At 61.6% G+C, this 19,134-nt stretch carries 14 protein-coding genes; 7 read left to right on the top strand and 7 right to left on the bottom strand.

What is annotated here, in order from left to right; all coding sequences use genetic code 11:
* The first annotated feature begins 144 nt into the window (after positions 1-144).
* A complete protein-coding gene (locus AB8A33_RS06680; protein WP_439092051.1) occupies positions 145-1,494 on the top strand; it encodes an 8-oxoguanine deaminase in 1,350 nt (449 codons plus the stop codon).
* Positions 1,495-1,608: 114 nt separating this feature from the next.
* Positions 1,609-3,924: a tetratricopeptide repeat protein gene (locus tag AB8A33_RS06685; protein ID WP_439092052.1), complete on the top strand. Its 2,316-nt coding sequence runs from the start codon at positions 1,609-1,611 to the stop codon at positions 3,922-3,924.
* 82 nt (positions 3,925-4,006) lie between these two features.
* Here the strand turns inward: AB8A33_RS06685 and AB8A33_RS06690 are convergent, their stop codons facing one another.
* From AB8A33_RS06690 to AB8A33_RS06705, 4 genes are read right to left on the bottom strand one after another with little or no spacing between them, the layout of a single operon-like run.
* Positions 4,007-5,086, bottom strand: a complete 1,080-nt coding sequence (locus AB8A33_RS06690; RefSeq protein ID WP_439092053.1) for a BMP family ABC transporter substrate-binding protein — start codon at positions 5,084-5,086, stop codon at positions 4,007-4,009.
* A 47-nt stretch (positions 5,087-5,133) separates the two neighbouring features.
* Positions 5,134-6,051, bottom strand: coding sequence for an ABC transporter permease (locus tag AB8A33_RS06695; RefSeq protein WP_439092054.1), 918 nt, complete (start codon positions 6,049-6,051; stop codon positions 5,134-5,136).
* Positions 6,038-7,129 (bottom strand): ABC transporter permease, encoded by a 1,092-nt coding sequence (locus AB8A33_RS06700; protein WP_439092055.1) that lies wholly within the window; start codon positions 7,127-7,129, stop codon positions 6,038-6,040. Before AB8A33_RS06700 ends, AB8A33_RS06695 begins: the two co-directional genes overlap by 14 nt.
* Positions 7,113-8,681, bottom strand: a complete 1,569-nt coding sequence (locus AB8A33_RS06705) for an ABC transporter ATP-binding protein (RefSeq protein ID WP_439092056.1) — start codon at positions 8,679-8,681, stop codon at positions 7,113-7,115. Before AB8A33_RS06705 ends, AB8A33_RS06700 begins: the two co-directional genes overlap by 17 nt.
* Positions 8,682-9,275: 594 nt before the next feature.
* Between AB8A33_RS06705 and AB8A33_RS06710 the strand changes: the two genes are divergently transcribed.
* Positions 9,276-10,322 (top strand): hypothetical protein, encoded by a 1,047-nt coding sequence (locus AB8A33_RS06710; RefSeq protein ID WP_439092057.1) that lies wholly within the window; start codon positions 9,276-9,278, stop codon positions 10,320-10,322.
* Positions 10,323-10,389: 67 nt separating this feature from the next.
* On the opposite strand, the gene AB8A33_RS06715 is transcribed toward AB8A33_RS06710, so the two are convergent.
* Positions 10,390-10,887, bottom strand: coding sequence for a nucleoside deaminase (locus tag AB8A33_RS06715; protein ID WP_439092058.1), 498 nt, complete (start codon positions 10,885-10,887; stop codon positions 10,390-10,392).
* Between the two features lie 157 nt (positions 10,888-11,044).
* Here AB8A33_RS06715 and AB8A33_RS06720 point away from each other — a divergent pair, with 157 nt between their 5' ends.
* From AB8A33_RS06720 to AB8A33_RS06735, 4 genes are all read left to right on the top strand, one after another.
* On the top strand, positions 11,045-12,304 hold the full coding sequence (locus tag AB8A33_RS06720; RefSeq protein WP_439092059.1) for an allantoate amidohydrolase: 1,260 nt from the start codon (positions 11,045-11,047) through the stop codon (positions 12,302-12,304).
* Between the two features lie 4 nt (positions 12,305-12,308).
* Positions 12,309-13,184: a dihydrodipicolinate synthase family protein gene (locus AB8A33_RS06725; RefSeq protein WP_439092060.1), complete on the top strand. Its 876-nt coding sequence runs from the start codon at positions 12,309-12,311 to the stop codon at positions 13,182-13,184.
* 143 nt (positions 13,185-13,327) lie between these two features.
* On the top strand, positions 13,328-15,655 hold the full coding sequence (locus AB8A33_RS06730; RefSeq protein ID WP_439092061.1) for a xanthine dehydrogenase family protein molybdopterin-binding subunit: 2,328 nt from the start codon (positions 13,328-13,330) through the stop codon (positions 15,653-15,655).
* A 124-nt stretch (positions 15,656-15,779) separates the two neighbouring features.
* The gene (locus AB8A33_RS06735; RefSeq protein ID WP_439092062.1) at positions 15,780-16,847 is read left to right on the top strand and encodes an alcohol dehydrogenase; all 1,068 of its coding nucleotides are present in this window, start codon (positions 15,780-15,782) and stop codon (positions 16,845-16,847) included.
* Between the two features lie 67 nt (positions 16,848-16,914).
* Here the strand turns inward: AB8A33_RS06735 and AB8A33_RS06740 are convergent, their stop codons facing one another.
* Positions 16,915-18,237, bottom strand: a complete 1,323-nt coding sequence (locus AB8A33_RS06740) for a dicarboxylate/amino acid:cation symporter (protein ID WP_439092063.1) — start codon at positions 18,235-18,237, stop codon at positions 16,915-16,917.
* Positions 18,238-18,401: 164 nt separating this feature from the next.
* Positions 18,402-18,773 carry a helix-turn-helix domain-containing protein gene (locus tag AB8A33_RS06745; protein ID WP_089265251.1) on the bottom strand — a complete coding sequence of 124 codons (372 nt, stop codon included), beginning with the start codon at positions 18,771-18,773 and terminating at the stop codon, positions 18,402-18,404.
* Between the last annotated feature and the right edge of the window lie 361 nt (positions 18,774-19,134).

Below are 19,134 nucleotides of genomic sequence, written 5' to 3' on the forward strand. Positions count from 1 at the left end.
TTTCACTCGGCAATGACCCCTTGAAGTATCATTGTGAACCTTGCAAGACCGACGCCAAGTCGCCGACAATTGCAGAACAAATTGAAGTATTCGTGGCTGGTCCCTGAATTGCAAGGTCGGGTCCATGACCGAAGGAGATGAGCTATGTCGGAAACGCAGGCCACCTGGATCAAGGATCCGCTCGGCATTTTCGCCGAGGGGGCCGAGCGCGGCGTTGTCGTCAAGAACGGTCGGATTGTCGAACTGGTGCCGGCCGGCGGCCAGCCGGCCACGGCAGATATCGCGACCTATGATGCCAGCACCCATGTGGTGCTGCCGGGATTGATCAATACGCATCATCATTTCTATCAGACGCTGACGCGCGCCTTGCCGGCCGCGCTGGACCGCGAGCTGTTTCCCTGGCTGCAGGCGCTCTATCCCGTCTGGGCGCGGTTGACGCCGGAGAATCTCCATCTCGGCGTCAGCGTGGCGATGGCGGAATTGCTGCTGTCGGGCTGCACGACAACCACCGATCACCACTATGTGTTTCCTGCCGGCCTCGAAGCGTCCGTCGATATCGAAGTGGCGGTGGCGCAGCGGCTCGGCATGCGCGTGCTGCTGACGCGGGGATCGATGAACCGCTCGCAGCGCGACGGCGGCCTGCCGCCGGACTCGGTGGTGCAGGACGAGGACACGATCCTTGCCGATAGCGAACGTGTGGTGGCGACATTCCATCAGCGCGGCGAGGACGCCATGGTGCAGATCGCGCTGGCGCCGTGCTCGCCGTTTTCGGTGACGACATCGCTGATGGCCTCGACTGCCGCACTGGCCGACAAGCTCGATGTGCGGCTGCATACGCATCTCGGCGAGACCGAGGACGAGAACCGCTATTGTGAGGAGATCTATGGCTGCCGCCCGCTGGATTATCTGGAGCAGACAGGCTGGCTGAACAGGCGCACCTGGCTGGCCCATGGCATCCATTTCAATGGGGCTGAGATGCTGCGGCTCGGCAAGGCCGGCACCACCATCAGCCATTGCTCCTGCAGCAACCAGCTGCTGGCCTCCGGCTGCTGCCCGGTCTGCGAGATGGAGGACGCGGGGGTCGGGATCGGCCTCGGCGTCGATGGTTCGGCATCGAATGACGGATCGAATTTGATGCAGGAAGTACGCGCGGCATTTCTACTGCAGCGGGCGCGTTACGGTGTCGGGCGTGTCAGCCACAAGGATGCGCTGCGCTGGGCGACCAAGGGCTCGGCGGCCTGTGTCGGTCGTCCGGAACTCGGTGAGATCGCCGTCGGCAAGATGGCGGATCTCGCATTGTTCAAGCTCGACGAGCTGCGCTTCTCCGGTCATGGCGATCCCCTGGCAGCGCTGGTGCTGTGCGGCGCGCATCGCGCGGATCGGGTGATGGTGGGCGGCGCGTGGCGCGTGATCGACGGCGCAATTCCGGGGCTGGACGTCGGCGATCTGATCCGTCGGCATAGTGCTGCGGCGAAGGCGATGCAGGCACATTAAGAAAGTTGTGGTGTCAAGGTAGGGTGTGAACAAAAAGTGCGCTTTAAAGTCGCAGGCTGTGCTGGTAATTGAGAGAAATATTGCAGATTTTTCTCAGGTCTTTTCGGCACACTCATGTCGGCACGGGTCGAGTTCGTTTTTCGGGAAGCTATTGCGTCGTTGCAGTCCGGCCGGCTCGAGGACGCTGAGCGAGGGCTCAGGAAAGTCCTCCGGCAGCAGCCTCGACACGTTGCCACGCTCAACCTCCTGAGCGTCGTTCTCAGCCAGTTGAAACGCCATGCCGAAGCGGAGCCATATATCAAGACGGCTCTCCAGCTCGATGCGTCGTCGGACGCGACATTCTATAACTATGGTCTCGTTCTGAAGGCATTGCAGCGTCCGGCAGAGGCCTTGCAGCGTTTTGACGGAGCGCTGGCGATCAATCCTGCCATTGCCGATAGCTGGAATGGCCGAGGGATCGTTCTCAACGACCTCAAGCGATACGCCGAAGCCATCATTGCTTTCGACAAGGCCATCGTCCTGCGTCCGAACTATGCGGAGGCTATCGTCAACAAGGCAAATGCCTTGCTCGGACTCCGACAATACGGTGATGCCTGCGCAACTTATGATCAGGCACTCGCAATCAATTCGCGTCTTGCCGAAGCATGGCTCGGTCGTGGACGGGCGTTCATCGAACTGACGCGCGAACGGGATGCCCAGGAGGCTTATCGTCGGGCGCTGGCGCTGAAGCCGGACTGGCCGGAGGCTCTCTGCGCCCTGGCGAGGCTGCTGCTGCAGAACGGCGATATCGCACAGGCGCTGCGGCTGTCGTGCCGGGCGCTGACCGTTCAGGAGACGTTTGAGACGAAAGCGACGGTGGCGGCCTGCCTGCAGTCGCCGCTGCTCCAGCCCGATGTCGGCGATATCAGATCGATCCTGGAGCGCGCGATCTCCGAGGCCTGGGTGAGACCGTCCACCCTAGCGCCGGCCTGCGCGACCTTGCTCATGACGAATGATGCGTTGAGATCCGGCATGGCGCGGCTTGCCGATCCGGGTTTTCGATCGCAGCCGGCAGAGGCGATACTGGCTTCGTCGGGAATCGCGGCGTTTGCCGGGGATTCACTGCTGCGCGCCGTGCTGCAGGCGACACCCGTGTCGAACCCGTTGCTGGAAAAATGCGCGACGGAACTTCGTTTCGTTCTGCTGAGTGTCGCGTGCAGCACAGCCAGTGCCGCAGTGCCATCCGCTGTGCTGACGCTGTTCTCTGCCGTCGCGCAGCAATGTTTCATCAACAGCTATGTCTTTGCGCTATCCGCAATGGAGGCAGAGCACGTCGAGTCGTTGCGGAGCGACGTTGCCGCCAGACTGGCGTCGGGAGTGTCCGTGCCAGCTTTGTCGCTTCTCGCGATTGCCAGCTATATGCCGCTCCATGTCCTCGCCAATCCGGAGCGCCTTCTCGATCGCCGTTGGCCGGATAGCGTCGGCGCCGTGCTGGATCAGCAGATCCGCGCCTGGCAAGAGGAACGGCGGCTCAGCTCCCTCATGCCGGCCTTGACGCCGGTCGAGGACGACGTGTCGTTGCAGGTCCGCAGCCACTATGAGGAGCATCCTTATCCGCAGTGGCTCGCCGCGGAGCCGGCTGGTCCATCAACGACGATCGATACGTTTCTCTCCGAACAATTTCCCGACTCGTCCTTCATACCTGGCGGCAAGGAGGGATCGATCGACATCCTGGTGGCTGGTTGCGGCACGGGCCGCTCAGCCATCCATGCGGCGCAGAGATTCCGTGACGCACAGGTCCTCGCCATCGATCTCAGTTTGAGATCGCTGAGTTATGCGCAGCGCCAGACGCGTGCGCTTGGTATCCGCAATCTGCGCCATGCCCATGCCGACATTATGAAATTGTCCTCGATCGGCCGCACCTTCGAGATGATTGAATCGAGCGGCGTTCTGCACCATCTCGCCGATCCGTTCGCTGCATGGCGCATATTGGTGTCGCTGTTGAAGCCCGGCGGGGTGATGCAGATCGCGCTGTATAGCGAGATCGCCACGCGCGATGTCGTCGCCGCGCGCGCATTCATCGCGGAGCGTGGCTATCGGCCGATACCGGAGGACATTCGTTTCTGCCGGCAGGAATTGCTCGCTTGCGAGGACGGCACGCCGCTCAGGAACGTGACGTTGACATCGGATTTCTACAGCCTGAGCGATTGCCGCGACCTGCTGTTTCACGGGCAGGAGCATCGACTGACGCTGCCGCAGATCGAACGGTTCCTGAGTGACAACGGTCTGCGATTTCTCGGCTTCGATATCGACGCCGCGACGAAGCGAAAATATCGCCAGCGATGTCCCACAGACATGGCGATGACCGATCTCGCGTCGTGGCATATGTTCGAAACCGAGAACCCCTATACATTCATTTCGATGTATCAGTTCTGGGTTCAGAAGATGTGATGCATCGGAGCGGGCCTCCGACGGTCACCAACGAGATATCCGGACGCTGGTCCGGATATCTCGCCTGTGGTCGCAGCGCCCGTTACTTCCCCGGAATCTTGTCGTCGATGCCCTTCACGTAAAAGTTCATGCCGAGCACCTGGCCGGGATCGAGGGCGTCGCCGCCCTTGCATTCCACTTCCTTGCCGTCCTGTCCCATGATCGGGCATTTGAACGGCTTCAGTGTGCCGGCGATGATGGCGGCTTCGGTGTCCATGGCCATCTTCTTCACGTCATCGGGCATATTGGTATAGGGCGCCATCACGACCATCTTCTCTTTCAGACCCGCCCAGGTGTCTTCCGACTTCCAGGTGCCGTCGAGGGCGGCCTTGACGCGTTCCACGTAATACGGGCCCCAGTTGTTGGTCACCGCGGTGAGCTGGGTCTTCGGGCCGAACTTGATCATGTCGGAGTCCTGGCCGAAGGCGAGCGCGCCACGCTCGGAGGCGACCTGCATGGCAGCCGGCGAGTCCGTGTGCTGCATGATCACGTCGGCGCCCTGATCGAGCAGCGCCTTGGCGGCGTCGGCTTCCTTGCCGGGATCGAACCAGGTGTTGACCCAGATGATCTTGATCTTGATATCCGGATTGATCTTCTGCGCCGCGAGCATGGTGGCGTTGATGCCCGAGATCACTTCCGGGATCGGGAACGAGCCGATATAGCCCAGCACGCCCTTCTTCGACATCTTGGCGGCGATGAGGCCCTGGATGTAGCGGCCTTCAAAGAACCGGCCGGAATAGCTCGACATGTTCTTGTCGCGCTTGAAGCCGGTGGCGTGTTCGAACATCACTTTGGGATGGCGCTTGGCGACCTTCAGCGTCGGGTCCATATAGCCGAACGACGTGGTAAAGATGAGCTGGTTGCCGGCGCGCGCGAGCTGTTCGATGGAGCGCTCGGAGTCCGGGCCTTCGCTGACATTTTCGAGATAGGTGGTCTCGATCTTGTCGCCGAATTCCTTGACGAGCATCTGGCGGCCGACTTCGTGCTGATAGGTCCAGCCGAAATCGCCGACGGGGCCGATATAGACGAAGCCGACTTTCAGCTTGTCGGCCGCGACGGCCGCACCCAATCCGAGGCTGGTGGCCAGCAGCATGGCGGCCGCTGCAAGTGCTTTCCTGTTCATACGCGTCTCCTGTCTATCGAAAGATGTTCTGTCGTGCGTCGTCGAATTTAGCGGTCAGGTACGAACACGGTGCCGAGTGCGGCCGGCGCCGTGGAGCCGCCGCTGCGGGTGCGCGAGATCAGCACCAGCACGACGACCGTTGCGAGATAGGGCAGAGCGGACATCAGTTGTGAGGGCACGCCAACGCCCCAGCCTTGCGCATGCAGCTGCAAGATCGATACCGCGCCGAACAGATAGGCGCCAATGACCAGGCGACCCGGCAGCCATGAGGCGAACACCACCAGTGCCAGCGCAATCCAGCCGCGGCCGGCGGTCATGCCGGGCACGAAGAACGGCGTATAGGCCAGCGGCAGATAGGCGCCGGCGAGACCTGCGCAGCCGCCGCCGAACATCACGGCGAGGGTGCGTATCTTCAGCACGGGATAGCCGAGCGCATGCGCCGAGACGTGATTGTCGCCGATGGCGCGCAGGATCAGTCCGGCACGGGTGCGATAGAGGAAGTACCAAATGCCGACGACCAGCGCGATCGAGACATAGACGAAGGCGTCTTCACCGAACAGGATCTTGCCGACAAAGGGGAGCGTGGTCAGGCCGGGAATGTACAGCCGCGGCGCGGTGCTGATGCGTTCGCCGACGAAGCCGGCGCCGATCAGGCCGGACACGCCGACGCCAAGGATTGTGAGCGCCAGACCGGTGGCGACCTGATTGACGGCAAGACCGAGCGTCATCAGCGCGAACACCAGCGACAGTGCGACGCCTGCAAAAATCCCGCACAGCGCGCCGATGAGCGTCGAGCCGGTGGCCCAGGCGCCGGCAAAGCCGCAGGCGGCGCCGACGATCATCATGCCTTCGACGCCGAGATTGAGCACGCCGGCGCGCTCCACCAGCAATTCGCCACTCGCCGCCAGCAGCAGCGGCGTCGACGCCGCGAGGACGGCAAGGATGATGGCCTCAAGCAGCTCCATCGGCGACCTTTCGCTGCGGCATGATGAACTTGATCCGGTACAGGATCAGGCTGTCGCAGGCGAGCACATAGAACAGCAGGATGCCCTGAAACACCTTGGTGATATCGAGTGGGATCTTCATGGTGATCTGCGCTTGCTCCCCGCCGATAAATGTTAGCGCCAGGAAAAGCCCTGCAATTAGTATTCCAACCGGGTTGAGCCGTCCGAGAAATGCAACGATGATCGCGGTGAAGCCGTAGCCGGGCGAGATGCCGGGCTGTAGGTGGCCGACAGGGCCGGCGACCTCGATGATCCCCGCGAGGCCCGCCAGCGCGCCCGAGATCGCGAAAGTCAGTAGCACGAGCTGGTTCGACGAGAAGCCGCCGAAACGCGCCGCCCGCGGCGCCGCGCCGACCACGCGGATTTCAAAGCCCTTGATGGTGCGGCCGAGCAGGACAGCGGCGGCAACGATAATCACCAGCGCGATGACCGTGCCGAGATGCAGCCGCCCGCCCTCGAGCAGCAAAGGCACGGTGGCGACCGGATCGAATTCGGCGGTGGTGGGGAAGTTGAAGCCGGCGGGATCGCGCCACGGGCCGCGGACGAGATAATCCAGCAGCAGGTCGGCCACATAGACCAGCATCAGGCTGACCAGAATTTCGCTGGCGCCGAAGCGCACCTTGCAGAAGGCCGGGATCAACGCATAGAGCGCGCCTGCAAGGGCGCCCAAAAGCATCATCGCGGGCAGGACCCAGACGCCGGCATCGGTGCCGTGGGTCTTCACCGCGAGCCAGCTCCCGGCGACGGCGCCGACGAGGAATTGCCCCTCCGCGCCGATATTCCAGACATTGGCCAAATAACAAAGCGACAGGCCGATGGCGATCATCACCAAAGGTGCCGCCTTCACCGCGATCTCCTGCAGCGAATAAACGTCGGTCAGCGGCGTGATGAAATAGACGTTGAGCGCCGCGATCGGATTCTTGCCGATGATCATGAACAGGATGCTCATGGTCACGATGGTGAGCCCGATGGCGATAACAGGCGATACCAGCGCGATGATGGTCGATCGCTCCGCGCGCTTCTCAAGCACCAACTGCATCGGGCACGTCCTTTGGCGTGAGTGCGCTGCCACCCATCAGCAAGCCCAGCGTTTCTCTGTCGGCGTCTGCCGTCATCAGCGACTCGGACAAATGACCGTGGAACATCACGGCGATGCGGTCGGCGATTTCCACCAGTTCGTCAAGGTCCTGACTGGTGACGAGGATGGCCGCGCCCGCAGCGGCAAGATCGAGCAACGCCTGACGGATGACGGCCGCGGCGCCGGCATCGACGCCCCATGTCGGCTGGCTGACCACGAGAACGACGGGGTTGCGCAGGATCTCGCGGCCGACGATAAATTTCTGCAGGTTGCCGCCGGAAAGGCTGGCGGCTTCCGGATCGCGCTTGGCCTTGCGCACGTCGAAACTCGCGGTGGCGCGATCGACGGTCGCGAGCGTCGCCGCCGTATTGATGAAACCGTTGTGCACCATGCCTGACGCGGCATGGCCGGTGAGCAGCGCGTTCTCCGACAGGCGCATGCGCGGCGCGGTGCCATGGCCGAGGCGCTCCTCGGGCACGAAGGCCGCGCCGAGCTTGCGGCGCGCAGTAATCGACAAATGTCCGGCGGCGTGGCCGTCGATGACGATGGTGCCGGGATCCTTGGACAGTCGCTCGCCCGACAGCGCCGCGAAGAATTCATCCTGGCCGTTGCCGGCGACGCCTGCAATGCCGAGAATTTCGCCGCCCTTCAGCTCCAGCGAGATGTTCTTCAGATGCACGCCATGTGGTTCGTCGGGCGCGAGGCTGAGATCGTTGATCACGAGCCGAGGCACCGTGGTTTGCCTATGAGCGACGGCTTTGACCTGCTTGATCTCGGTGCCGACCATCATGCGCGCCAATGATGCGGCAGTTTCCTCGCGCGGCAGACAGGTCGAAATCTTCTTGCCGCCGCGCAGGATGGTGGCGGTGTCACAGAGCCGCTTCACTTCGTCGAGCTTGTGGCTGATATAGAGGATCGCGCGGCCTTCCGACTTCAGGCGTTCCAGCACGATGAAGAGCTGATCGGCTTCCTGCGGCGTCAGCACGGCGGTGGGCTCGTCGAGGATCAGGAATTTCGGATTCTGCATCAGCACGCGCACGATCTCGATACGCTGCCGTTCGCCGACGGAGAGTTGCCAGACCTCGCGCTTCGGATCGAGCGGCAAGCCATATTGCTGCGACACCTGTTCGAGCCGCGCCGACATCGCCTTGAAGGATTCCTTGCCGTCGAGACCGAGCGCGACGTTCTCGGCGACGGTCAGATTGTCGAACAGCGAAAAATGCTGGAACACCATGCCGATGCCGCGTGCGCGCGCATCATGTGGGCCAGCGAGCACCATCTTCTCGCCCTGCCAGAGCATCTCGCCTTCGCTTGGCTGGATCAGGCCGTAGATGGTTTTGACGAGTGTGGATTTGCCGGCGCCGTTCTCGCCGAGCAGCGCGTGGATTTCCTGCGGACGGATCGCGATGTCGATGGCGTCGTTGGCGAGGAAACTGCCATAGCGCTTGGTCAGACCGATGGTCTGCAGAAGCACCGTCCCCGAACGCGCGTGTCCCGATCCCGAATCCAACATTCGTTACTCACGCGTGAGATGGAGGTTTGTGGCAAGTGTGTGCCGGATTGGAATGCAGCGTAAATCTCGAATAAGCGCCAGCGCCTGCCTTATTTTTGGACTGGATCGCTTTCTTGGGCGATTCTTGCCGACGCGATTGCGGGAGGCTTGGGCTTTTCATTGATTGAATGAAGTTTATTCGACTCTCGCATTGTATACTTGGCCTGAAGTGTTGCAGTTCTGGTACACCTCCAACGAATTCGAGACCTGGATTTTCTCGTGTGTTGAGAAGTTGGGCAGTGATTTTCTTGCGGTGCAAACACGAAATCGCGGTGCGGATTCATCACCGAAGCTTCGCTCGGAAACCTGCGACAGAACGTCGCGAAACGCCAATCTTTACAGCCTCTAAGCGTGTGTCTCGGATGAGCCGGCATGGTGTCATTTCACCGCTCTGAAAACACGATGCTTCAAGCATAAAATACTGATTTCGCTAGGCATCCCTGATGAAATCGATGGCAACTATTGGAAAAAGTTGAGGCTTCTCCCCCGGACTGATTGCAACAACTCTCGCGCGAGACGCACGCAATCATTGTCAATCAGGTGGGGGTAATTCCAATGTTCAATCGTTTCCGAGCAATCGCAGGCGCGACGTTGCTGTCGCTAACAGCCATGGTGCCGACGGGCTCGGCAGGGGCCGCCGACATGGCGTCCATGCCGGTCAAGGCAAAGCCGATCCCGGATCTGCCGTTCTTCCTGCTGATCGATAACCGCTTCACCTATGCGTATCAGTGGGGGGCGGTCGATCCCGGCGTGACGAACAAGACCACCAAGCAGGTCTTTGCATTCACGCACTTCGACGTATGGACCTACGGCACCAACTTCTTCAACATCGGCCTCGAGAAGGCGGGCAAGAGCAGCCCGGCCAATCCCTGCGGCGATCCGCTGCGTCCGATTACCGGTTGCGAAGGCGCGACGGAAATTTACGGCCTGATCCGCAGCACCATCGGCTTCAACGAGGTCTTCAACACTAAGGCCTTCTCGATGGGGCCTCTGCGCAACGTGTCGTTCGTCATCGGCGCGGACGGCAGCACAGAAAACCGGTTCTTCTCCGCATCCAAGCGCGACGTCGTGACCGGTCTGCAGTTCGCTTTCGACCTGCCCTACAAGGGCTTCTTCAACGTCAACCCGCTGCTCTATTACGAATTCGCCAATCGCAGCACGTTCACCCAGTGCGGCTATGCCGGTGCGCCCGGCCCGATTCCCGGCGTCTCGTGCAACATCGATGGCAACCGCCAGTTCAACCCGACCTGGGCCGTTGAACTCAATTACTACATGGATCTCGGCTTCCTGCCGCCGAGCATGGACTATTTCGCGATCAGCGGCCGCGCCGGCTTCTACGGGCCGAAAGGTTCGGAGAACGGCCAGATCATCGGCACGGCAACCAAGATGGAGATCAACGCCGAACCGATCCGTCTGACCTTCGACGCCAGCAAGGCGATCTGGGGACCGAAATACACTCACAATGTCGACGTGTGGGTGGCCTATCGGCTCTGGCGGAACAAGTTCGGCCTGGATGAGAATGCCAGCCTGCCGTGCACCACGTTTGCGCCCGGATCGTGCCGCGAGGACTCGCTGTATTCCGGCGTCACCGTCAAGTTCTGATCTGGCCTGATATCAACACGCAAATGGCGCCGCATGAATTGCGGCGCCATTTTCATGTCGACACGATCTAGCCCTGCTGCGCCCAGAAATTCTCGTGCTGCGCGGCTGCCTCGTTTTCCAGCAGCGGACCAATCACCTCGATCTGCTTCTGTCCTGCGGCAAAGACATTGCGGCAAGGCAGATCCAGTGTGGGATTTTCCGGATGGTCGCCGGTGATCGCCTTGAGCCTTGCTTCGCCGAGCCCGTAAACCAGCCGTCCAATGCCGACCCAATAGATCGCTCCGGCGCACATGGCGCAGGGTTCTGCCGACGAATACAGCGTGAAGGTCTTCAGCTCGGTCTCGTCATAGGCAATCGAGGCTTCGCTGCACAGCAGCCGCTCTGCATGGGCGGTGCCGTCATGAGAGGGCATGAAGGCGTTACCGGCTTCCATCAGGACCTTGCCATGCGCATCGACCAGGATCGCGCCGAACGGATGGTTGCCGCGCTCCATGGCTTTGCGTGCAGCGTCGAAAGAAAGCCTGAGAAGGGCCTCATCCCTACTCGGCGAGTCTTGCTTTGGCATCAGGGCGCTCCTGTCTGTCGTCCGGGCGTCGAAATCTGCCAGCTTCCCGCGAGGTCAGACGCGGATTCGCTTTGGCCCGCTGGTCGCACTAGTATTTACGACCTAAATCGTTCAAGTCCCAGCCGGCCTACGGTCTGAACAAAGAAGCATGATTGCGATGGAAGAGAAAGTCGTCGGAGCTTCCGGCCAATCGCTCGGTGGCGAGATCGTCGAACGCATCAACGCGCTGGCTGCTATTTCGGAAGCGCCGGACAACATCACGCGAGTATTCCTTACACCGGAACATCGTGCCGCCGCCGAACTGATCATCGGCTGGATGCAGGCAGCCGGTATGCGGGCGCGTATCGATGCGATCGGCAATGTCTGCGGACGTTATGAAGGCGACCGGCCCGGTCTGCCGTGCCTGATGCTGGGCTCACATTATGACACCGTGCGCGATGCAGGCCGATGGGACGGGCCGCTCGGGGTCATCACGGCGATTTCCTGCGTCGGCGATCTCAATCGCCGTGGCGTGCGCCTGCCATTCGCCATCGAGATCGCTGCTTTCGCCGACGAGGAGGGCGTACGCTTCGCCTCGACGCTGCTCGGCAGCCGCGCGGTGGCCGGGACGTTTGTCGAGAGCGTGCTCGGCGGCCGCGACAAGGCGGATATCTCGATGCGCGAGGCGATGATCACCTTCGGCCTCGATCCCGATCATGTCGGCGCCGCAGCGCGTGCGCCCGGCGAATTGCTGGCCTATCTCGAACTGCACATCGAGCAGGGGCCCGTGCTTGAAGCACAGAAGCTTCCGGTGGGTGTCGTGACTGCCATTTCGGGGGCGACGCGTCTCGCAGTCGAATTGCACGGCATGGCCGGTCATGCCGGCACGGTACCCATGGCGATGCGGCGCGATGCATTGGTGGGCGCTGCCGAATGTATCGTTGCGATCGAGGAGTTCTGCCAGTCGGACCGCGGCGGTCTTGTCGGCACCGTCGGCTATATCAATGCGATGCCGGGGGCGACCAATGTCATTCCCGGCTTGGTATCGTTCACCATGGATATTCGATCGCCGAAGGATTCCTATCGCAAGCTCGCCATCACCGACATGGTGCGTGAGATCGAGTCGATCGCCAAACAGCGCAAGCTCGATCTGCAGATCAATATCACCCATGAGAATCGCACGGTGCCTTGTGCGCCCTGGCTGCAGAAGCAGATCGCCGATGCAATTACTGCCGAGGGTTATCGCGCGTTCGAGCTGCCGAGCGGGGCCGGCCATGACGGCATGGCGATGACCGATATTACCGATGTGGCGATGCTGTTCGTGCGCTGTCGCGGCGGCATCAGCCACAATCCTGCCGAGCATGTAGACGATGCGGATGTCGAGGTCGGCGCGCGCGTATTGTTGCGCGTGATCGAGAATTTCAAGCCGAAGGCCTGATGCGATGGCAGATTTCCACGGCGTGTTTCCCTATCTCGTCTCGCCCGCCGACGACGAGGGGCGTATCCGCACCGATGTGTTGGGCCGCCTGTGCGGCGATCTCATCGGCGCGGGCGTGCATGGTCTGACGCCGCTCGGCTCGACCGGCGAATTCGCCTATCTCAATCGCGAGCAGCGCAGGACGGTGGTGCAGGCCACGATCGATGCGGCGGGCGGGCGTGTGCCGGTGGTGGCGGGCGTGGCCTCGACCTCGATGGTGGATGCGGTGGCGCAGGCGAAGTCGTATCAGAAGCTCGGTGCCAATGGCATCCTGGCTATTCTCGAAGCGTATTTTCCGCTCAAGGATGCGCAGATCGAATCCTATTTCCACGCGATCGCGGATGCCGTCGATATTCCAGTGGTGATCTACACCAATCCGCAATTCCAGCGTTCGGATCTGACGCTCGACGTTGTGGCGCGGCTCGCCGAGCATCCGCGCATCCAGTATATCAAGGATGCCTCCACCAATACCGGCCGGCTCTTGTCGATCATCAACCGCTGCGGCGACAAACTGAAAGTGTTTGCCGCCTCGGCGCATATTCCGTCAGCCGTCATGCTGATCGGTGGCGTCGGCTGGATGGCGGGCCCGGCCTGTGTCGTGCCGAAGCAAAGCGTCGAACTGTACAATCTCTGCAAGGCGCATCGCTGGGATGAGGCCATGGTCCTGCAACGGCGGATGTGGCGGCTCAACGAGGCCTTCGCGCGCTACAACCTGGCCGCCTGCATCAAGACGGGCCTCGCGATTCAGGGCTATGAGGTCGGCGACCCCGTGGCCCCGCAGCCGGCTTTGACCATGGATGAGCGCAAGGTGATCGAGGCCGTCTTGCGGGATGTCGGCTGATCGATTTATCGGCAACGGGACGTGCAAAAAGGGCAGTCCCCGCATGCGCATCCGGAGTTCGGCCCTGTGTGGCGGGCCTGTTGGCTCACGCGGTATTTCTGGGCTAGAACGGCTCCAGCCAGTTTGCACCTGAAGGACGTCTGATGAACATTCTGCCCGGCAATATGCGCTTCGGCGCGGGTCTTTCTCCCAAGCGTCTCGAAGATCAAAGACTTCTCACCGGGCAGGGCAAATTCATCGACGACAAGCCGGAAGACGGCGCGCTATGGCTGCATCTGCTGCGCTCGCCGCATGCCCATGCGAAGATCACCGCGATTGACGTGGCCGCGGCCAAGGCAATGCCCGGTGTCGAAGCGATCTACACCGGTGCGGATCTCGTGGCCGACGATGTTGGAACGCTGCCGACGCTGCCGATCTTCAAACGTCCCGACGGCTCAGCGGCGACCTTTCCGCCGCGCCGGCTGCTCGCGCATGAGGTCGTGCGGTTCGCTGGCGAAGCAGTGGCGGCGATCGTCGCCACGTCGCGTGCCGCTGCCCAGCTCGCGGCCGAGGCGATCGACATCAGCTATGACGTTCTGCCTGCGGTGGTCGATCCCGTCGAGGCGATGAAGCCCGGCGCGGCGGTGGTTTGGCCGGATGCGCCGGACAATATTGTCGCAGCCACCAGCTATGGCGATCCTGCCAAGGTGGAGGCTGCTTTTGCCGCTGCCAAGCATACGGTGTCGCTGGACATCGTGAGCCAGCGTCTCGTGCCGTCGGCCATGGAGCCGCGCTCAACCATCGCTGAAGTCGACAAGAAGTCCGGCAAGCTGACCCTGTACGTGCAGTCGCAGACCCCGGCATCGACCCGCGATATCCTTGCCGACGCGGTGCTCAAGCGTCCGAAGGAATCGATCCGCGTGGTGGTGGGCGATATCGGCGGCGGTTTCGGCCAGAAGACGAGCCTGTATCCCGAAGACGGCGTCGTCGCCTATGTAGCCGTGAAGCTGAACAAGACGATCCGCTGGCGCGGCGATCGTACCGACGAATTCGTCGGCGGAACGCATGGCCGCGATCTGACGTCGACGGCAGAACTCGCGCTCGATGCCAAGGGTCGGGTTTTGGCCTATCGCGTGCGTTCGATCGGCGGCACCGGTGCCTATATGTCGGCGACCGCTGTCATCATTCCGCTGGTGCTGGGACCGTTCGTGCAGACTGGCGTCTACGACCTGCAGAACGTGCATTACGACATCAAGGCCGTCATCACGAACACCGCGCCGGTGGGCGCCTATCGCGGTGCCGGGCGTCCGGAAGCCGTTTTCATCATCGAGCGTCTGATGGATGCCGCCGCACGGCAGATGGGCATGGATCCGCGCGCCATCCGCAAGGTGAACTACATCAAGCCGACGCAGTTTCCCTACAAGAACGCCGTCGGCCAGACCTATGACAGCGGCGCTTTCGCGCACATGCTCGACCGCGCCACCGAATTGTCGGATTGGGACGGCTTTGCCGCGCGCAAGAAAGCGGCGAAGAAGAAGGGTCTTCTCTATGGCCGAGGGCTGACCAGCTACATCGAATGGACCGGTGGCCCGGGCACCACCGAGAAGGTCAGTCTGCGCGCGACGGCCAATGGCCGCGTCATCCTGCATTCCGGCACCATGGCGATGGGGCAGGGTCTGCAGACCGCCTATTCGCAGCTCGTCTCTGAAGCCCTCGGCATTGGCATCGACAAGATCGATGTGATCCAGGGCGATACCGATGTGATCGTCGGCATGGGTAGTGTCGGTTCGCGTTCGTTGTTTGTTGGCGGCACTGCCGCGGTGGTGTCGGCCGCCGACATGATCGCCAAGGCGCGCGAGAAGGCGGCCAACATGCTCGAAGCCTCCGTGGAGGACATCGAGTATTCCGCAGGTTTCCTCACCGTCGTCGGTACCGATAAGCGCGTTGGCCTGTTCGAGATCGCCAAGGCTGAAGACGGCGAACAGCTCCGTGTCGAGTCCACCGGTGTGGCGGATGGCCCGACCTGGCCGAACGGAACGCATATCTGCGAGGTCGAGATCGATCCGGAGACCGGCATCACCAATGTCGTTCGCTACACCACGGTCGACGATGTCGGCGTGGCGGTGAATCCGATGCTGGTGACCGGCCAGATTCACGGCGGCGTGGCGCAAGGCATCGGCCAGGCGCTGTTCGAGAACGTTCATTATGACGAGGATGGCCAGCTCATCACCGCCAGCTATCAGGACTACTGCATTCCGCGCGCCGGCGACCTGCCACCCCTGTCAGTGACATTGGACGGCTCGGCACCCTGCGTCACCAATCCGATCGGCTCCAAGGGCTGCGGCGAATCCGGCGCGATCGGTGGTCCGCCCTGCATCGTCAATGGCGTGCTGGATGCGCTGCAGCCGCTGGGCATCACGCAGCTCAATACGCCGCTGTCACCCATCAAGGTGTGGGAAGCGATCAGGAGCGCAAGCGCAACGCATGGCTGAGACCCTGCAGGATGGGTAGAGCGTCGTCGCGAAACCCATCATGATCGGGTTTTATGCGATGGGTTTCGCTTCGCTCTACCCATTCTGCGGATAACAAGAAACTTCAACAGGGAGAGAAAACACAATGAAGAGCTTCAAGGTTCTCGAATTCAACGAACCGCTCGGCGAGGTCGACGAGCAGACCCCGCAGCCGACCGGCACGCAGGTGCTGATCCGCGTGAAGGCTGCTGGCGTCTGCCATAGCGACCTGCACATCTGGGAAGGCGGCTATGAACTTGGCCACGGCCGCAAGAAGTTGTCGCTGAAGGATCGCGGCATCACGCTGCCGCGCACCATGGGTCACGAGACCGCCGGCGAAGTCATTGCCTTTGGTCCGGATGCGCAGCAGGAAGCCGGCGGCGTCAAGATCGGCGACATCGCACTGGCCTATCCGTGGATCGGCTGCGGAAAATGCGCGGTCTGTCTCGCCGGTGATGAGAATCTCTGCCTCGCGCCGCGCTGCCTCGGTGTGCATTGCGACGGCGGCTATTCAGATCACCTTTTGGTGCCGCATCCGCGCTATCTGATCGACCTCAAGGGCATGGATCCGGTCATCGCCGCGCCTTACGCCTGCTCGGGCGTCACCACCTATAGCGCGCTGAAGAAGATCGAGAGTGATCTCGGCAATCCGATCGTGATCTTCGGCGCTGGCGGCCTCGGCCTGATGGCGCTTGAACTGTTGAAGGCGATGGGCGGCAAGGGCGCCATCGTTGTCGATATCGATGCGCGAAAGCGCGAGGCGGCGATCAAGGCCGGCGCTCTGGCGGCCGTGGACGGCAATGCGCCCGACGCGCTCGAGCAGCTTGCCAAGGCCGCCGGTCAGCCGATCCTGTCGGTGATCGATCTGGTCGGCACTCCGTCGACAACGCAGCTCGGCTTTGACGTGCTCTCCAAGGGCGGCAAGCTGATCATGGTCGGCCTGTTCGGTGGCGGCGCCACCTGGGCGCTGCCTCTGATCGCGATGAAGGCGTTGACCATCCAGGGCAGTTATGTCGGCAATCTCCGCGAGACCAAGGAATTGCTGGAGCTGGTGCGCACCAAGAAAGTGCAGCCGATCCCGACGACCCCTATGCCGCTCGGAAAGGCCAATGCGGCGCTGAACGATCTGAAAGACGGTAAGCTGGTCGGCCGCGCGATCCTCACGCCGGCGTAAGGTTGAAGCATTCGTTCTGACATCGAGAAGCGGCCTTCGGGCCGCTTCTTTTTTGCCGCGAAGGAAATTAGCCGGCCGTTACATCCACGAGCTCTTCGCCATCCAACACACGCTTCGCCTTGGCATGGTCGAGATCGCCTTCCCATGCGCCGACCACGACGGTGGCAACGCAGTTGCCGATCAAGTTGCCGAGCGCGCGGGCCATGCCGATGAACCAGTCTACCGACAGCACCAGCACGAGGCCGATGGCGGGAATGCTCGGCACGGCATTCAGCGTCGCCGCAAGGATCACGATCGCTGAGCCTGGTACGCCGTGGGCGCCCTTCGACGTCACCAGCGAGACGCCCAGCACCAGCATGAGGTCGCCGAAGGACAGCGGTGTATTCGTGGCCTGCGCGATGAACACGACGGCCAGCGTCAGATAGATCGAGAACGCGTCGAGATTGAACGAGTAGCCGGTCGGGATCACGAGGCCGACCACGTTGTCCTTGACGCCAAGCCGTTCGAGTTTGCGCATGACCTGGGGCAGCACCGCATCCGATGACGCGGTGGCGAGGACAATGGTGAGCTCCTCGCGCAGATAGTTCAGGAATTTGATGATGTTCAGCCCGGCCAGCGCCATCACGCCGCCGAGCACGCCGAAGACGAAGATCGCGACCGAGACGTAGAACAGTACTACCAGCGAGACGAGTTGCTTCAGCGATCCGACGCCGTAGCGTCCGACCGTATAGGCGACAGCGCCGAGCACGCCGATCGGGGCGAGGCGAACGATCAATCCCATGGCGCGGAATAGAACGGTCGATACGGCTTCGATGAAACTCGAGATGCGCTCGCCCTTCTCGCCGCCGACCAGCGCCAGGCTGGTGCCGAAGAGGATGGCGAAGAACAGCACCTGCAGGACGTCGTTGCGCGCCAGAGCATCGAACGAGGTAGTCGGAATGATGTTGAGCAGGAAGCTGCCGATGCCGCCGCCCTGCAGCTTGTGAGCGTTGTCGGCGACCGTCGCGAGTGCCTTGCCGTCGAGCGAGGCCGGATTGATGTTCATGCCGTGGCCCGGGCCGAACAGATAGGCCAGCACCAGGCCGACAACGAGCGCCAGCGTGGTCATGACCTCGAAATAGATCAGCGCCTTGACGCCAACCCTGCCGACCTTCTTGAGGTCGCCGGCGCCCGCGATCCCATGCACCACCACACAGAACACGATGGGGGCCACAATCATGGAGATGAGTTTGAGGAACGCGTCGCTGAAGACCTTCAGGCCGACGGCGAAGTCCGGTACGGCGATGCCAAGGACGATGCCGAGCAGCAGGGCGACGAGCACCTGCACGAAGAGCGACTGGTAGAGAGGCTTGCGGACTGGTTCGATGGCGGTAATCGTAGCTGTAGACATGGTTCGCTCCCCCTTGAGGTTCACGAATATTCCAGCAACAACCGTGCCACCGCTAGGTGCAGGCGCGTAAAATCTCGCCGCGGTTACGGCGAGTTCGTTTCGTGTCGAGGGGGATTGAAATCGAGCCGATCAGCGGCCGGGTCGCTCCGGCGGCCATGCGACGATTACTTCTCTTCGTCGGCGATCGCTTCCATCAGGACGACCATCTGGCGCTGGACCGTCTGGCTCTTGATGCGGCTGTAAGCACGAAGCAAGCGGAGGCTGAAAGCGCTATCGAGGAAAAGCAAGCTTTCCACTTCGCGGCTCTTGCCATCGCCATCGTAGAAGAAGGTGACCGGCACATCGAGCGCCGTCGCAATCTGCTGAAGACGCGCAGCGCCAACGCGATTGACACCTTTCTCGTACTTCTGAACCTGCTGGAAGCTGACGCCCAGCTTTTCGCCTAAATCCGCCTGCGAAATTTTCTGCTCAACACGACGCAGACGGATCCTCTTGCCCATCTCAATGTCGGGTTTGCCGGCGCTACGTTGCTTCATTCGTCACCATTCAGCTTGTTTGAATAAGAAAGTTTGGTTTTATTTTCTTGGTTAGAGCTTCTTAGCCCGAGAGCCCTTAAAGCTAACTTTCAAAGGCATCTCTGTTATACACATCGTCATCACGATTGGGATGGCTGAAATCGTCGCGATACTCGAATTGATCGATACCTAATCGCGAGGGTCATCCTATCGTACGCAAAAACCTTGCGGTATTCCGTTGCTACTTCGCATCGCTTCCAAAACTTCCAACGAACACCGCAACTCAATTTCTATCGACACGGGCCTTGCAGCGGAAGCGAAAGTACAAGTTGGTCATCATGCTATACACATGTGACTTGCCTGACGCACGCAAGATAACTGA

It is taken from the genome of Tardiphaga sp. 813_E8_N1_3, from assembly GCF_051811025.1.
GTDB lineage: Bacteria > Pseudomonadota > Alphaproteobacteria > Rhizobiales > Xanthobacteraceae > Tardiphaga.